Here is a 17,096-nt window from a genome sequence, read left to right on the forward strand (position 1 = left end):
AGGAGAACTAATCTTGAAAGAGTACAATGCAGATGCTATTAGAAATATAGCATTTATCGGTCATGGAGGAAGCGGTAAAACCTCAATATCGGAAGTAATGCTTTTTACAGGGGGACAGATTAATCGTATAGGTAAGGTAGATGAAGGTAATACTATTTCCGATTTTAATTCAAATGAAATTGAAAGAAAAATTTCTATAGCCGCATCCCCGTTACATGTTGAGTGGCAAAACACGAAAATCAATATCCTCGATACACCAGGTTTCCCCGATTTTATTGGTCAGGTAATTTCATCATTACACATTGTTGATACAGCAGTTTCCGTTATCAAAAGTGCTGAGGGTATTGAAGTTGGTACAGAATCGACCTGGGATTTCATTAAAAAATATAAACTTCCTGCTGCTGTAATCATTAACAAATGTGATAATGAACATTCCAAATTCTTTGAAACCATTGCTAAAGCAAAAGAAAGATTGAGCACTGATATCACCGTGATTAATTTCCCGGCAAAGGAAGGTATTAATTTCACATCGGTTGTTGATCTATTAAAAATGAAAGTGATATCTTATGGGGATGCTGGATCAAAGAAAATTTCAGAAGAGGAAATTCCTGCAGATCTTCTTGAAAAAGCTCAAAAACTTAGGGAGGAATTGATCGAAAAAGTTGCTGAATCTTCTGAAGAATTAATGAATAAGTTTTTCGAGGAGGGTTCATTAACGGACGCCGAATTAACAGCCGGACTTAAAATTGCAATATTGAATTGTGGTTTAATTCCTGCATTTGCTTTTTCAGCATCAAAAGCAGTTGGCGTTAATAGTTTTCTCGAATTTATCTCAAGGTATTTACCATCTCCTGCTGAAAGACCGGCTTTAACAGCTTCAATGAAAGATAACAATAATAGTGTTAATATTGCATGCGATGTTAATGCTGAACCTTCTCTCTTCATATTCAAATCACTTTCAGAAAAACATGTTGGGGAACTTTCAATTTATAAAGTTTGCTCGGGCTCATTAACTCCTGGTTTAGATTTACAGAATACAACTCGAGATAAAATTGAAAGATTGGGACAAATATTTGTATTGAACGGAAGAAATAGAACAGAGATACCAAAATTGAACGCCGGTGATATTGGAGCAGTTGTTAAGTTAAAAGACAGCCACACCGGTGATACACTCTGCTCAAAAAATTTCTCAATCGTATTCCCCAAAATAGATTATCCTGAACCGGTGATTCGATTTGCGGTAAAGCCAAAAGCTAAGGGAGATGAGGATAAAATTTCAGCTGCTCTCCATACGGCTCACGAAGAAGAACCAACATTACAATCTAGATTTGAACCTGAACTAGCTCAAACCATTATATCAGGACAAGGTGAGCTTCAATTAAATTTAGCAATAAAATTATTAAAAGATCGTTATGGAGTTGAAGTGGATTTGGTTGAACCAAGAATTCCATACCGTGAAACAATTCGTGGTAAATGTGAAGACGCAGAATATAAACATAAAAAACAATCTGGTGGACGTGGTCAATATGGACACGTACATTTAAAGTTAGAGCCGATGCCCCGAGGTTCTGGTTATGAATTTGTGAACGCTATTGTTGGCGGTGTAGTACCTGGAAGATTTGTTCCAGCCGTTGAAAAAGGATTAAAAGAAATAATGGCAAAAGGTATTTTAACCGGCAGCACGGTTATAGATGTTAAAGTTACTCTGTTTGATGGTACCTATCACGACGTTGATTCTGATGAAGTCTCTTTTAAAATAGCTGCATCACAAGCATTTAGAAAAGGATTCACCGAAGCAAAACCAATTATTCTTGAACCTATTAATGATATTACTATCAAGATTCCTGAAGAATATATGGGCGATGTAATGGGGGATATTTCGTCAAGAAGAGGTAAAATTCAAGGAATGGATTCTGAGAGTCCATACCAAATTATAAAAGCTAAAGTTCCTCTCTCTGAACTTCATAAGTATTCAACACAACTTCGATCTTTAACTCAAGGTCGCGGTCATTTTAGTATGTCCTTTTCTCATTATGAGGAAGTCCCTAAAGAAGTTGAATCAAAAATTATTGAAGCATATCAGAAATCTAAAGAAGGGGATGACGAATAATATTTATTTCCTTGAGGCGGAAGAAATTAACTTCCGCCTTTTTTATTTTTAAATACACATCAAAAAGAAATTGATATGGAAAAACTTTGGTCACCCTGGCGTTCCGCTTATATTGAATCGTTCAAGCAAAAAAAAGAGGGAGAACATTGCGTATTCTGCAGTTCTGAAAATTCTGATATGTATTCGGATGAATGCCTTATTGTTCATAAAGGTAAATATTGTTTTACCATGCTGAATTTATTTCCCTACAATAGTGGTCATTTATTGATAATTCCTTATCGACATCTTTCAAAATATAATGAGCTGCATCAAGAAGAGAAAATGGAAGTAATGGAATTAACCGGCAAGATAATCGAAATATTAGAGCGAGTAATTAAACCACAAGGATTTAATTTTGGTGCTAATTTAGGAAAAGCGGCAGGAGCCGGAATTGATGAGCACATTCACTTTCACGTATTACCTAGATGGAACGGAGATACTAATTTTATGCCTACTATTGGAAATGTGAAGGTTATATCGCAAGATTTACTTTATACAAAAAATCTATTAATTAATGAATTCAATAAAATTTGAAGATAATATGAACAAGAAAAAATTTAATATTTTGGTAGCACCTAACAGTTTTAAAGAGTGTGCAAGTTCAGTTGAAATAGCCAAACTGATCGACCAATCGCTTAAAATGTATATCCCCGAAACAATTAAGCCCATCATCGAAATGGACATAAAACCGATTTCGGATGGTGGAGATGGATTTCTACCCGTATGCGAAAGAATTTTTAATCTTGAAATTCTTCATTTCGAAATTAGATTTCCTTATAGCGATGATCTTTTCTTCTGTCCGGTAGCTTATTCCCCCGAAAAAAAGTTCATGTTTATTGAATCGGCAGAAGTGCTAGGGTTAAAATTACTCGCCGAAGATAAAAGAAAGCCAATGTTGAATTCCTCGAAAGGAATGGGGGATTTACTTCTGCAAATTTATGATGCCTCAGTAAATGGAATTATGGAGATCGAGCATGTATTTATTGGTATTGGAGGAACCGGTACAAATGATTTAGGATTGGGAGCTCTCGAAGTATTCGGTCTCGAAATTTATGATGAAAAAGATAATCTGCTGCCGGTAATTCCTAAAAATTTTAAGTCAGTACAAAAAATTGTTGTTCCAGAAATTGATTGCCCATTTAAAATTACAACAGTGATTGATGTAAGAAATCCTTTGGTTGGCTCGCTTGGTGCCAGTATTATCTTTGGTCAGCAAAAGGGCGCTTCACCTGATGAAGTTTTTGAATTGGATGAAAGTTTCAAGAATATATTAACTCAATTGGAATTGAGTCAGTCGGAAATAAAGCACCTTTCTGGTGCAGGTGGTGGTTTATCTGCCGCGCTAAAATTATTCTTCAAAGCTGAAGAGATTACTGCCGTAGATTTTTTAAAGGATTTTGTTGGAATTAATTTTAAAGAAACTGCTTACGATCTTGTTATTACAGGTGAGGGTCAACTTGACGCTCAATCATTCTTAAATAAAGGAGCGGTAATTTTATTAAATGAAGCCACTGAACATAAGATACCAACTTACTTTATATGCGGTACTTCGGAGGGAGAATTGCCTAAAAATGAATTCCTCAAAGTGATTGAGCTCGCCGAATATTTCGATACTGTGGAAGAGTCGATTGAAAAAATTAATAAAGGAATAGAACTAGCTTGTAAACCTATAGCTCGAGCAATTTTAAAAACATTAGCAAAACAACAAGAAAATAATTAAAAGCGAGATTATGGAAGAGATTGAAAAAATAGATAAAATAATTGTCCCGGAAATTGAAGCCATACTCGGGAAGAAAATTCCAGTATTGGATGATGGATTTATCCGCGTTATTGATTATATGGGCTCGGATGAAGCTATTGTTCAAGCCGCACGAGTATCTTATGGTAAAGGGACAAAAAAAGTAAATGAGGATAGAGGATTAATCCGGTATCTTTTACGCAACCGGCATACTACTCCTTTTGAAATGTGCGAATTAAAGCTTCATTTGCGTGTTCCAATGGATGCGTGGCGGCAATGGATTAGACACAGAACCGCAAATGTAAATGAATATTCTACACGATATTCAATTGCGATTGACGCGTCACAGAAAACAAGTATTGGTGAATGGAGAATTCAGTCGAAAGATAATAAGCAGGGCAGCGAAGGTTTTATGCCCGAAGAAATTGGGAAAAAATTAAGTGAGCAAGAAACAGAACTCCAAAATTTTGCACGTGAAATTTACCAAGGGCGTTTAAATTTAGGAGTTGCGAGAGAGCAGGCAAGAAAAGATTTGCCACTTTCGACATACACAGAAGGTTATTGGAAAATTGATCTTCATAATTTGCTGCACTTTTTAGGACTTCGGATGGATATGCACGCTCAGTATGAAATTAGAGCTTACGCAAATGCTATTGGAAATGAAATTGTTAGCAAATGGTGCCCGTTGGCCTGGTCAGCGTTTCAAGATTATGTTGTTAATTCTATAAATTTATCATCTCTCGAAATAGCATTATTAAAAGAAATTGTCACTGGGAAATTAGACTCAGCTAAAAGTCTTGCCCAAGAATATGGATGGCTCAATTTAAAAGATGGAAAGTTAAGTGCTCATAGAGAGAGAAATGAATTTGAAGGCAAGCTTGATCGGCTTGGCTTAAAGATTCCTTGGAATTAAAAAGTAACCTACTTTTAATTGTGAAAATTATTTTAGTAGCGGCTGTTTCAAAAAATAATGTAATTGGTAATTATGGAAAATTACCCTGGCATATACCTCAAGAATTACAAAACTTTAAAGAAATAACTCTTGGTTATCCTGTTATAATGGGGAGAAAGACTTGGTCCTCTCTAAAAAATCCACTACCTGGAAGAATAAATATCGTATTAACACGCAATAAGTGTTATCTTAAACACAATCAAAACGTCAGATTTTTTAATTCTTTTGAAGATGCTTTAAAAAGTGTTACATCTGAAAAGTTATTTATCATTGGCGGGGCGGAATTGTATTCTCAAACCATAAACATTGCCGATGAGATGATTTTATCAATAATTAACGGGGATTATGAAGGTGATACCTTTTTCCCAAACTTCGATAAAAGTAAGTGGGAATTAGAAAATGTGAAAAGTTTCCCCGAATTCGAAGTTCATCATTATATTAGAAGAGTAAATTGAAATAAATTGGAAATTGTTTGAATCAAAAAATTAAAATATTGCCCGAAAATATTGCCAATAAAATTGCTGCCGGTGAGGTAGTAAATCGCCCCGAATCTGTTGTGAAAGAGTTAATGGAAAATTCATTGGATTCTGGAGCTTCACAGATTGAAGTGTTTATTAAAAATGCCGGTAAAAATTTAATTCAGGTCATTGATGATGGCTCTGGAATGAATGAAGAGGATGCGGTTTTGAGTATTCAACGTCATGCTACAAGTAAGATTACTTCAATTGAAGATTTGGAATATATAACAACATTCGGTTTTAGAGGTGAGGCGCTTGCATCAATTGCGGCCGTGAGCATTTTTGAACTTCGTACCAGAAGAGAAGAAGATGAAGTTGGTAATATTCTAAAGATTGATGAAAATTCCAGCGTTATACTAGAAAAAGGAGCAACACCCAAAGGAACAAACATTGCCGTTAAAAATCTTTTTTATAATGTACCGGCGCGGAGAAATTTTCTAAAATCAAACCAAACAGAACTGAAACATATAATTGAAACATTTAAAAAAATTGCATTGAGCAACCCCGAAGTTTCATTCCAACTCTATAATGATGATGAAATTATTCTCGATTTTAAAAAAGGTGAGATTACTAAAAGACTTATAGAGGTATTTGGAGATAATATTCTCCAATCAGTTCTTGAGGTAAAAGAATTAACAGATTATATGAGTCTTACCGGATTTGTATCAAAACCAGTTTATCTGAGAAGAAATAAAGGGGAGCAATATTTTTTCTTAAATAATAGGTCTGTTTCAAGCCGGATAATAAACCACGCTGTATTTACCGCCTATGAAAATATTCTAGATAAAGGGGATTACCCTTTTTTCGTACTCTTTCTTGTCGTTGATCCGAAAAAAATTGATGTGAACGTTCACCCCTCAAAACTTGAGGTTAAGTTTGAAGATGAGAAAGAAGTTTACGCTTTCGTAAAAGCTGTAGTTAAAAAAACTATTGCCAGTTATGATATTGTACCGACATTTTCAATCAGTCAATCATCATATGAAAATTCCTCCCTAAATTATTCAAAGGGTAAACAGTTGTTGAGAGCTGACTTCTCTGATCGTCCATTAAAGTCAGAGTTAAGAAAACCAACATCGTTTTCTGATGGTGATGTTGAGCTTTTATTTTCAAAAATTAACAGAGATTTAAAGAATGACTCAGCAGCTTCGGAAGTACAATCTCCATTCGAAGAAACTACTACTCAAGTAGAGCATTCGAATAATGTTTCATCAACTGGAAAACCGGAAACACCCTTTATAATACTACTTCATAATAAATATATACTTTCGCAGATTAGAAGCGGATTGATGATTATTGACGCACACGTTGCTCATGAAAGAATTTTATATGAACAAGCACTTAACGCATTCAATGCGAATATCCCATTTGCCCAGCAACTTCTTTTTCCACAGCCGGTCAAACTTGATCCGGCAGATTATCTTCTAGTTAAAGAACTTGAACCATACCTTACAAATCTTGGTTTTGAAATTAAGTTTCAACAAAAGAACACAATTTTAATTACCGGTATTCCCTCCGATGTAAAGATTGAGCATGAAGTTGAGACTCTTCTAGATATCTTGCACGAATACAGAAAAAATGAAGTTGAAAAACAGTTGGAAACGAGGGACAATTTGGCCAAATCATATTCTTGCAAAGCAGCTATTAAAGCGGGGGATAGTTTGACTGAAAAAGAAATGAGGATTTTGGTTGATAAATTATTTGCTACTTCAATGCCATATGTTTGTCCGCATGGAAGACCAATTGTGATCAAAATACCATTGGAAGAATTTGATAAAAGATTTGGAAGAATATAAATAGATCTAACCTTATGGAGCATAATAGAAAGGCAAAAAAAATGTATTCAGAAGAGTACACAAAACAGAAGTCGGAATACTTATCTAAACTATATAAAATAAATGAAGGGGGACACAAATATACAACGGTTTCGGGTGAAGAGATCAAACCCCTCTACTCTCCCGAAGATACATTTGATAAAAAGTTTGAGGATGAAATTGGATTTCCAGGCGTCTATCCATTTACCCGTGGAATTCACGCTGACGGCTACAGAGGCAAAGTATGGACGATGCGTCAATTTGCAGGTTTCGGTACGCCAGAAGACACTAATTCTAGATTTAAATATCTTCTACAGCATGGTCAAACTGGATTATCAGTTGCGTTTGATTTACCAACTTTAATGGGATATGACGCCGATAGCTCGGAGAGCGATGGTGAAGTTGGAATTTGCGGTGTATCAATTTCATCGTTACAGGATATGGAAATTCTTTTCGATCAAATTCCTCTCGATAAAGTATCAACTTCAATGACTATAAATTCACCTGCAGCCATTGTATTTGCTTACTATTTAGCAATTGCTGAAAAGCAGGGAATACCATTCAGCAAATTACGGGGTACATTACAAAATGATATTTTAAAGGAGTATATCGCTCAGAAGGAGTATATATTCCCTCCCAAACCTTCAATGAAAATTATAACTGATATGATTGAGTTTTGCGCTTCTGAAGTTCCTCAGTGGAATCCGGTTTCTGTGAGCGGATATCATATTCGTGAAGCTGGTTCTACAGCAGTCCAGGAATTGGCTTTTACTCTTGTAGATGGTTTTGCATATATCGAATCATGTTTAGAGAGGGGAATGGACATTGATGTTTTTGCTCCGAGAATTTCATTCTTTTTTAATTCTCATCTCGATTTTTTTGAGGAGGTTGCAAAGTTTAGAGCCGCCCGAAGAATTTATGCAAAAAGAATGAAAGAAAAATATGGTGCCAAAAATCCACGTTCATGGTGGCTCCGTTTTCATACTCAAACTGCGGGATGCACTCTTACAGCAGTTCAGCCGGAGAATAATATTATTAGAACTGCATTTCAGGCATTGGCGGCAGTAATGGGTGGTACTCAGTCACTTCATACAAACTCGATGGATGAAACACTCGCATTGCCGGGTGAAAAAGCTGTTAAAATTGCGCTGAGGACACAACAATTGTTGGCTTATGAAACTGGTGTAATTAATACAGTTGATCCACTTGGTGGAAGTTATTTTGTTGAGGCGCTCACAAATACAATGGAAGAAAAAGCTGAAAAGATTTTTATGGAAATAGATTCGCTTGGTGGAGTAATAAATGCTATTGAAGCTGGTTATTTTCAGAAATCAATTTCAGATGCGGCATATCGTTACCAGAAAGAATTGGAGAAAAAGGAAAAATATATTGTTGGTGTAAATGAATTTATTGAAGAGGGAGAAAAAATCGATATCCCGATTCTTGCTATTTCCTCTGAAGTTGAAAAAATCCAGAAAAAAAGATTAGCTGAATTGCGTCAAAGTAGAAATAATGCTGATGTTGAGACTGCTTTAAAGGAAATCTCAAATTGCGTAAGAGATGAAAAAAATATAATGCCGGCGCTTCTGCTCGCTGCAAAAAAATATGTAACACTCGGTGAAATTATTAATCAGCTAAAAGTACATTATGGAGTTTATGAAGAAACAGTTGTTTTCTAAAATTAAAGATTATCTGCTTCTTCTTCGATTTAACAGCTGGCTTAAAAATATTTTTGTGTTCATTCCGTCGGTATTTTCAAAACATATACTTGAACCCGAATACTTTGCATCGGTGTTAGCCGGATTCATAGCTTTTTCGCTCGCCTCCAGTACTGTATACGTATTTAATGATATAGTTGATGCTTCAAAAGATGCGGTTCACCCGCTCAAAAAAAATAGACCTTTGGCGAGTGGGAGAATTAAATCCGGTGAATCGATTATTCTTCTTACTTCTCTCTTCCTAATTACCATGCTAGTTACGTCACAATTAAAAATAAACTTTTCAGTGATAGTTTGGGGCTACATTGTTCTTAATTTATTTTATTCACTTTATTTAAAGAATATTGTAATTATTGATTTAATGTGTATTTCAATTGGATTTATATTAAGAGTGCTCGGGGGTGCTGTGATTATTTCGGTGTATCTCTCTAACTGGTTAATACTAACAACCATTTTTCTTTCTCTATTTTTAGCGGCAATGAAACGGCGTGTAGAAATAGCCAGTTTTCCAAATGCTGTTAACCAAAGATCTGTGTTGCAGTATTATAGTTTAGGATTTATTGATCAGATAACTTCGATTGCAGCGGCGGGGATAATAATATGTTATTCTCTCTACAGTGTTTCGGAGAAGACTGTAATCTATTTTAATTCTGAATCACTAGTTTATACTACAATTTTTGTGGTTTTTGGAATTTTCAGATATATGTATGTTGTTTATCATGAAAATAAAGGAGAAAATGTAGTTGAAGTGCTCTATAACGACAAGCAGATGTTAATAAATTCTATTGCGTATATTTTGGTTACATTTTATATAATTTATCTCTAAATGCACGAGGAACAGAGATTATGAGCTTTGAATGGATTTTATTAATAGTATTACTTGCACTAAGTGGTTTTTTCTCCGCATCAGAAATTGCCTTTTTGCGTGGAAACAAAATTAAAATAGAACTTTGGGCGAGGAATAATAATCTTTTGGCTCTGAATGCAAAATATTTTCTTAAGAATCCGGATATATTCTTTTCAACTATTCTTATTTCAAATAATCTTGTTAATATATCATTCGCATCCTTATGCTCAATTATACTTATTAAAAATTTTGGCTTTGAAGAAATCTCAATACTAATTATCTCAACGGTCCTTTTACTATTATTTGGAGAACTTATTCCAAAGTATTTTGCGTCAGAATTGGCTGATAGATTATTACTAGCATCATCAATTCCATTAAGATTTGTTTCAATTATGCTTTTCCCATTTGTTAAAATTGCTTCAGGGCTCTCAATTATTATAAGCCGGACTAGTCAGAAAGAACAGAGCGAGATATTGAATTTAATTGATAAGGAAGATTTGCAGAATTTAATTGATGAAAGCTCCGAAGCGGGTACGATGGATGAAGATCAATCAGAGATTATTTCTAGAGTGATTGAAATTAAGGAACAGCGCGTGTATGAGGCAATGACTCCAAGGACGGATGTAGTGGGCATAGAAATATCAAATACGATGGATGAAGTGACTAAAGTATTAATTGAATCGGGTTATTCTAAACTACCGGTTTATGAGGAGAATCTTGATAATATTAAAGGATGGATTTACTCAAAAGATATATTTAAAAATCCGAAAGATTTAGCCTCAATTATTCGTGAAGCATCATTTGTACCCGAAACCAAAAAAAGTTTGGAAATGCTTAATGAGTTTTTAGAAAAACAATTCTTTTTAGCAATTGTGGTGGACGAATTTGGCGGTACCGCTGGAATTATAACTATGGAAGATTTGATTGAGGAATTATTTGGCGAGATTCGAGATGAATATGATGTAGCCGATGAATCTTTTGTTAAGCAAATCGATAAGAAAACATTTGTTATTAGCGGTAAAATTGAAATTGATTATCTGAACGATGAACATGAATTTTCAATCCCAGAGGGGGATTATTCGACGATAGCCGGTTATATAACTTACAAAATTGGAAGAATCCCAATTAAAGGGGAAACTCTTAAGATTGACAATCTCACAGTTCTAATATTAAAATCGGATAAAACTAAAATTAATTTATGTAAAGTTATTAGAGAACAAGAAATGGAATAATTAAAGAATGAGTATACTTAAATCCTTTTTCCAAAAGAGTAATCTCCCTTTTCAAAATCTAGAATCTGAGGATTTTGAAAAAATGATAAATGAAACAAAAGATGCTGTCCTTTTGGATGTTCGTACTTTAGAAGAATATTCTGAAGTACGTTTAAATAAATCAAAATTGATAGATATATATAAACCAAATTTTCTTCAGCTAATTGATGAGCTGGATAGAAATAAAAATTATTTCGTTTATTGTCGTAGCGGCAGCAGAAGTAAAACAGCATGTGTACAAATGAGTAAAATGGAGTTTAAGAATCTTTATAATTTAGCGAATGGAATAATTGACTGGCACGGTGAAGTTGAGCGAGGATGACAATCTAAACAATATAGATTCAGTTCTTATCTTTGATGGTGACTGCGCATTTTGCAATTCATGTGTTAACCTTTTATTGAGGCTGGATAAAAATAAAAAGCTAAGATTTACTTCCTCTAAATCCAACTTTGTTAAATCAATTGAGAGGAGGTATTCTGTTAATCCAAATAAAGATAATTCAATAATCTTCATTAACAAGTCTTTTTTATATTACCGATCCGATGCAATTATAAAAATATTAAGAGTCATCGGATTCAATAAATTTACCGTCGGTATTCTGAAACTTATACCAAAATTTATCCGCGATGCGGGTTATAATTTTGTCGCTAAGCACAGATATATTTTCACTAAAAATATTGTTTGTAAATTCCCTAATGATGAGGATAAACTAAGATTTATTAATTAGAATTTAATTATAGGATGCTAATTCATTTTGCTCAATTTTAAAGTAAAACATACCGAAAACGTTTCAAAAGCTAGAACTGGAGAATTTGAGACGGCTCATGGGATAGTTCAAACGCCAATATTTATGCCTGTAGGAACACAAGGTACAGTTAAAGCGGTTCAGCAGCGCGAACTATCTGATGAGATTAATGCCGAGATTATTTTAGGAAATACTTATCATCTGTATCTTCGTCCCGGCACAAATATATTAGAAAAGGCGGGGGGACTACATAACTTCATGAATTGGTCAAAACCTATTTTGACCGATAGCGGCGGTTTCCAGGTTTACAGTCTTTCAGAGTTAAGGAAACTCAAAAAAGATGGTGTTGAATTTCGCTCGCATCTCGATGGTTCAAAACATTTCTTCTCTCCAAAAAAAGTTATTGAAATTCAGAGGAGTATCGGTTCCGATATCTTAATGCCGCTCGATGAATGCACTCCATACCCATGTGAATATGATTACGCGAAGAAATCAAAAGAATTAACCACAAATTGGGCATTACTAAATAAAGAAGCGTTTGAGAATAGCGTACCTTTATATGGGTTCGATCAACATTTATTCGGCATTATTCAAGGAAGCGTTTATAAAGATTTACGGGAGCAATCCGCAACAGAGTTAGTTGAGATTGGATTCGACGGTTATTCTATCGGTGGATTGGCAGTTGGCGAGCCAGCCGATCTGATGTACGATCTTGTTGATTTTACTACCGATTTTATACCGGAAAATAAACCAAGGTATTTAATGGGAGTTGGTCGTCCGGAAAATATACTGGAAGCGATTTCAAGAGGAATTGATATGTTCGATTGCGTTATGCCTACAAGAAACGCTAGAAACGCCTATTTATTTACTTCCGAAGGCATTGTTTCAATGAGAAATTCAGCTTATAAAACCGATTTTAACCCTGTTGACAAAAATTGTGATTGTTATTTGTGTAAGAATTTTAGCCGGGCATATTTGAGGCATCTTTTCAATTCTAAAGAAATTTTAGCCCTTGAACTTTCTTCAATACATAATCTAACTTTTTACTTAAATTTGGTGCGCCAATCCAGAGAAAGAATCTTAGATGGCACTTTTACCGAATGGAAAAATGAAATAATTAAAACAATATCAGTAAACGTACAAACAAAAGAGGAGTAAAATGGATATTTTGTTAGCAATGGCACCACCACCTGGCGGAGACGGCGGCGGCGGAAGTATGATTAGCACATTAATAATGTTCGCTTCAATCTTTGCTATTTTTTATTTTATGATTATTAGACCCCAGAAGAAAAGAGCAAAAGAAAGAGAAGCTCTTTTATCAGCTATACAAAAAGGGGATAAAATTATTACCAGTAGTGGAATTTATGCCACAGTTGCCGGTCTTGAAGAAAAAACTGTCCTTTTAGATGTCGGTAATAATGTCAAAATAAAATTTGACCGTTCCGCTGTAGCTTCTGTTATAAAAGAATAAATAACTACAAACTAATACTGTTATATCTCGGTTTTATATGAGAAAATGAGTCTGTTTTAGTGCAGACTCATTTTCAATTTAATCTCAACAAATCTAGCTACCAATGAAAAATTTTACAAAACATAATTTCTTGAATCTTGAGAAGAAATATTCGGAGTACAAGACTTCATTGGTAGTATTAAATTTTTTGAGTGAATCGGGCAAAACCAAAAGTAGCTCACCGGAATCAAAGATTATCAAATCATCTTATAAACTTTCCAAATTTGATGAGGAGATGAATAGAGAAGCTTGTTATGATTTTGGTATTGCTACATTACATCAAACAATAGCCAGTAAAAATTCTACAAAGATAATTGATAATATCTCCTCTCAACTTGTTGATAAAAAACTTCCAATCATTATTGCACCATCAGATGAATTATCTCTACCGTTAACTAAAAATATTTTAAAAGAATATTCTAATTCTTGCATAGTACTAAGCTCGAAATTCAACCCGCTTTTATTATCTGATAAACTTAATAAAGGTAAAACCCGGGCAAAATTATTACATGTGGGAGGAAGGAATTTTTCAAAGTTAGAACTTGAGCAGCTTCGTGGGGAAGAAGTAACTTTCTTTTTATCGAGAGAAATCAGGCTGGGGATGTATCAAAACAATTGGGCACAGCTCATTGCAAATAATTTGACAGGTAAAGTGTTTATCTATCTTGATGTATCGGTTTTTGATCCTTCAGTTCTTGCCTCATCAAAAGAACCTGGAGGATTATTCTGGGATGAAACTCTCAATTTATTAAAGATAATAATTCAGGATAAAAGTATTTCCGGTATTGTACTCACAGGGTATTCTTCAGGTGGTATTGATCAAATTTCCGCATATCTAATCTCAAAATTGATTTATAAAATCATCTCATATTTGTAGAAATACGCTGCATTTCGCTAAAACTTAAGCTAAATTTGAATCGTCGTAATTGTTACAACTTTCGGAGGGTAAATTGAAACGAATATTTTTATTATTAATTCTACTAGCATTTTGTAAAGTTGATGCTCAAAATTCTATTTATTATGCAAATATTGAAGGGGATATTGATTTAGGTCTAGCGCCCTATGTTAGGAGAGTGATTAAGGAAGCTGAGAAAAATTTTGCTCAAGCAATTATATTCCGGATTAATACATTTGGCGGAAGAGTTGATGCCGCAACTCAAATAAAAGACGCTATTCTAAATTCAAAAATAACAACTGTTGCATTTGTGGATAAGAGAGCAATATCAGCCGGAGCATTAATTACTCTCTCATGTGAAAAAATTGTTATGGTTCCCGGCGCATCTATGGGAGCCAGCACAGTGGTGGATCAAGCAGGGCAGAAACAATCTGAAAAGTACCAATCATACATGCGCTCAGAGATGAGAGCTACCGCTGAAAAGAATAAAAGAAGAACTGATATTGCTCAGGGTATGGTTGATGAAAAAATAATTGTGCCCGATTTGCAAGACGACAGTACTAAATTAATTACTCTCACTTCGGAAGAAGCATTAAAATATGGTATGGCAGATACGGTTTTAACTTCCATGAGCGCTGTACAGGAATACTTAAATTTGGAAGAAGCTGATATGATTACGCTCGAATCCAATTGGTCAGAGGATTTAGTAAGATTTATTAATAATCCAATAATTTCATCCTTATTAATTATGATTGGTTTGATTGGTTTATATACCGAAATTAAAACGCCTGGATGGGGATTGCCTGGAACTGCCGGAGTTATTGCATTAGCTCTGTTTTTTGGAACAGGATATATTTTAGAAATTGCTTCGGTACTCGAAATTATATTATTTGTCGTGGGCGTTGCATTACTTCTTGTTGAACTTTTCTTTATTCCCGGATTTGGGATTTTTGGTATTGCGGGAATTGTATTAATGATAGGCAGTTTATTTCTCGGATTATTAGGGGATTTCAAAATGCTTGAGATGGAATCAATTTATTTTGCGATTATTCAACTCGGTTCAACATTTGTGGCAACAGTTATTACCGCTTATCTTCTTTCAAAAATATTGCCTAAAACAGAAATGTGGAATAAAATGATTCTCAATGATAATATTGTAGCCAAATCTGGTTATGCCTCTGTCCCAGATCTAAGTCATTTAATTGGGGTTGAAGGTACGGCATTCACCGATTTGAGACCTTCCGGCACGGCGATGTTAAATGGTCAACGAATCGATGTTGTTTCTGAAGGTAATTTTATAAATCGGGATTCTTCTATTTATGTGAAAGCTATTGAGGGTTCAAAAGTAGTTGTTGATGTGAAGAAATAAAAAAAGCGGGGAGTAAATCCCCGCCCGCTAATTAAATAAGCTCTACAAGATTTTTATTTATTGTAACTTCTTTACGTTTAGATTTTTCCATTTTCTGAAGCGCGTTTGGAGCATTCAGTTCAAGATTAAGTTCTAATTTAGTGGTAGTTTCGCTTCTAAATAATCTACCACTCTCAATACCAAAGAAAATATTGCCGCCGCCAGTTACTTTAGGGTCATCAAATTTATACGTCATCCCATTTTCTTTACCCTCTTTCTCACCTTTCGAAATTGTTGATAATACAGCTTTTATTTTTGCCGTTGGCTCATCATTTACCACTACGAAATCTTCAACCAAAAATTTAGCGGTATTTGTTGTTTCGAATACGGCTATACGGGATGGGTACGATTTCTCCCATGTTGAGTTTTTAAGAATTGGTTCGGTACCAAACTCTCTAAAGATTAATTGGGTTACAGGACGAATTGCCGACTCACCGAAATTTTTTGCCAACGCAATAATTTGATCGGGTGTGAGTTCTTGTTTCTGTGGACTGAGATTATTCAATTTCTCAACAATTTTATCTAACCGGCTTACTTCAATAATTTCACCTCTAGGATTTATTCTGATTCGGAACGGCTGATTAGTTATTGATTCATACTCAATAAATTTTTGCTTTTCCTCGGTGCTGTTCTCTTTCTTTGAATTATAATTAATTTTTTGATTATCAATAGTTGCGTTAAGAACAATTGAACTAATTGTAGTATTAATCTCTGCAATTTTATCCTGGTCAACATCAATTACTTCAAAATCGAATATGTATGCCACTTTTTGTTCGGCTTCCGACTTGGCGGAAGTATCAGCCAAAATTTCTTGAAGAGAAGAAGTAGTGGTTGTGAGTCGATAACTGAATTTATCCCCTTTGTTAAAGCTATAATTCAAATTTACTTTTTGATCTTTAAGATCAGCCGATTCTAATTTAGCAACCGATTCTTCCGATGATAACATGGTGTTAATTTTTTCATTATTCTTTTCTCCACCACCGCACGAAATAATAAGTACAGCTACGATTACGTAAAGAAAATACCTTATACTATAATTCATTTTAGTCTCTTTTTTAATTTATGATTTCCGGAAATACCGGATTTATTTCCAGCCGTTAATTTCAAGCAATTCTTTTCTTGAAAAGAAATGAGATATTTCTTTAGCTGCGTTTTCATTGCTATCGGAACCATGAACGATATTTTCTTGAATGCTCTCGGCGTAAAGTTTTCTAATTGTACCTTCTGCTGCTTTTTGGGGATCTGTAGCTCCAATCAAAGTTCTGAAATCTTCAACGGCGTTATCCTTTTCAAGTACGATTGGCACGCATGGACCCGACGTCATATAATCAATCAATTCATTAAAAAATGGTCTCTCTTTATGAATTTCATAAAATCCTTTTGCCGAATCAACTGTTAGATGTACCATCTTCAATCCAATAATTTTAAATCCGGCATCTTGCATCTGAGAAATTACTTTACCAATAAGATTCTTACGAACACAATCCGGTTTTAGAATTGCAAGTGTTCTGTTATTCAACATTTGTCTCCTTA

General features: G+C 34.5%; 17 protein-coding genes. 15 read left to right on the plus strand and 2 right to left on the minus strand.

The features are described 5' to 3' along the window. The first annotated feature begins 13 nt into the window (after positions 1–13). From fusA to KF816_07835, 15 genes are all read left to right on the plus strand, one after another. Positions 14–2,110 (plus strand): elongation factor G, encoded by a 2,097-nt coding sequence (gene fusA / locus KF816_07765; protein ID MBX3007908.1) that lies wholly within the window; start codon positions 14–16, stop codon positions 2,108–2,110. A gap of 75 nt (positions 2,111–2,185) precedes the next feature. Then, positions 2,186–2,683: an HIT domain-containing protein gene (locus KF816_07770; GenBank protein ID MBX3007909.1), complete on the plus strand. Its 498-nt coding sequence runs from the start codon at positions 2,186–2,188 to the stop codon at positions 2,681–2,683. A 7-nt stretch (positions 2,684–2,690) separates the two neighbouring features. Continuing rightward, a complete protein-coding gene (locus KF816_07775; GenBank protein MBX3007910.1) occupies positions 2,691–3,869 on the plus strand; it encodes a glycerate kinase in 1,179 nt (392 codons plus the stop codon). Positions 3,870–3,876: 7 nt separating this feature from the next. After that, on the plus strand, positions 3,877–4,800 hold the full coding sequence (locus KF816_07780) for an FAD-dependent thymidylate synthase (GenBank protein MBX3007911.1): 924 nt from the start codon (positions 3,877–3,879) through the stop codon (positions 4,798–4,800). A gap of 20 nt (positions 4,801–4,820) precedes the next feature. After that, positions 4,821–5,294, plus strand: a complete 474-nt coding sequence (locus tag KF816_07785; protein ID MBX3007912.1) for a dihydrofolate reductase — start codon at positions 4,821–4,823, stop codon at positions 5,292–5,294. 17 nt (positions 5,295–5,311) lie between these two features. Continuing rightward, entirely contained in the window at positions 5,312–7,150 is a 1,839-nt protein-coding gene (gene mutL, locus KF816_07790) for a DNA mismatch repair endonuclease MutL (GenBank protein MBX3007913.1), read from the plus strand. A 41-nt stretch (positions 7,151–7,191) separates the two neighbouring features. After that, positions 7,192–8,847, plus strand: coding sequence for a methylmalonyl-CoA mutase family protein (locus tag KF816_07795; GenBank protein ID MBX3007914.1), 1,656 nt, complete (start codon positions 7,192–7,194; stop codon positions 8,845–8,847). Next, positions 8,825–9,712 (plus strand): decaprenyl-phosphate phosphoribosyltransferase, encoded by an 888-nt coding sequence (locus KF816_07800; protein MBX3007915.1) that lies wholly within the window; start codon positions 8,825–8,827, stop codon positions 9,710–9,712. Before KF816_07795 ends, KF816_07800 begins: the two co-directional genes overlap by 23 nt. A 20-nt stretch (positions 9,713–9,732) precedes the next feature. Then, a complete protein-coding gene (locus KF816_07805) occupies positions 9,733–10,965 on the plus strand; it encodes an HlyC/CorC family transporter (GenBank protein MBX3007916.1) in 1,233 nt (410 codons plus the stop codon). 7 nt (positions 10,966–10,972) lie between these two features. Beyond that, the gene (locus KF816_07810; GenBank protein MBX3007917.1) at positions 10,973–11,326 is read left to right on the plus strand and encodes a rhodanese-like domain-containing protein; all 354 of its coding nucleotides are present in this window, start codon (positions 10,973–10,975) and stop codon (positions 11,324–11,326) included. Further along, positions 11,307–11,732: a DUF393 domain-containing protein gene (locus KF816_07815; protein MBX3007918.1), complete on the plus strand. Its 426-nt coding sequence runs from the start codon at positions 11,307–11,309 to the stop codon at positions 11,730–11,732. The genes KF816_07810 and KF816_07815 overlap by 20 nt, the downstream gene beginning before the upstream one ends. Positions 11,733–11,759: 27 nt before the next feature. Then, positions 11,760–12,908, plus strand: coding sequence for a tRNA guanosine(34) transglycosylase Tgt (gene tgt / locus KF816_07820; GenBank protein ID MBX3007919.1), 1,149 nt, complete (start codon positions 11,760–11,762; stop codon positions 12,906–12,908). 1 nt (position 12,909) lies between these two features. Continuing rightward, entirely contained in the window at positions 12,910–13,221 is a 312-nt protein-coding gene (gene yajC / locus KF816_07825) for a preprotein translocase subunit YajC (GenBank protein ID MBX3007920.1), read from the plus strand. A gap of 103 nt (positions 13,222–13,324) precedes the next feature. Next, positions 13,325–14,137, plus strand: a complete 813-nt coding sequence (locus KF816_07830) for an arginase family protein (protein ID MBX3007921.1) — start codon at positions 13,325–13,327, stop codon at positions 14,135–14,137. Between the two features lie 73 nt (positions 14,138–14,210). Next, positions 14,211–15,524 (plus strand): nodulation protein NfeD, encoded by a 1,314-nt coding sequence (locus tag KF816_07835; GenBank protein MBX3007922.1) that lies wholly within the window; start codon positions 14,211–14,213, stop codon positions 15,522–15,524. 31 nt (positions 15,525–15,555) lie between these two features. Here the strand turns inward: KF816_07835 and KF816_07840 are convergent, their stop codons facing one another. Together KF816_07840 and ndk are read right to left on the minus strand one after the other, a co-directional pair. Then, positions 15,556–16,605, minus strand: coding sequence for a hypothetical protein (locus KF816_07840; protein MBX3007923.1), 1,050 nt, complete (start codon positions 16,603–16,605; stop codon positions 15,556–15,558). Positions 16,606–16,647: 42 nt separating this feature from the next. Further along, on the minus strand, positions 16,648–17,085 hold the full coding sequence (ndk, locus tag KF816_07845) for a nucleoside-diphosphate kinase (protein ID MBX3007924.1): 438 nt from the start codon (positions 17,083–17,085) through the stop codon (positions 16,648–16,650). Positions 17,086–17,096: the final 11 nt, after the last annotated feature.

The organism is Melioribacteraceae bacterium (assembly GCA_019638015.1).
In the GTDB taxonomy this organism is placed as follows: domain Bacteria; phylum Bacteroidota; class Ignavibacteria; order Ignavibacteriales; family Melioribacteraceae; genus JAHBUP01.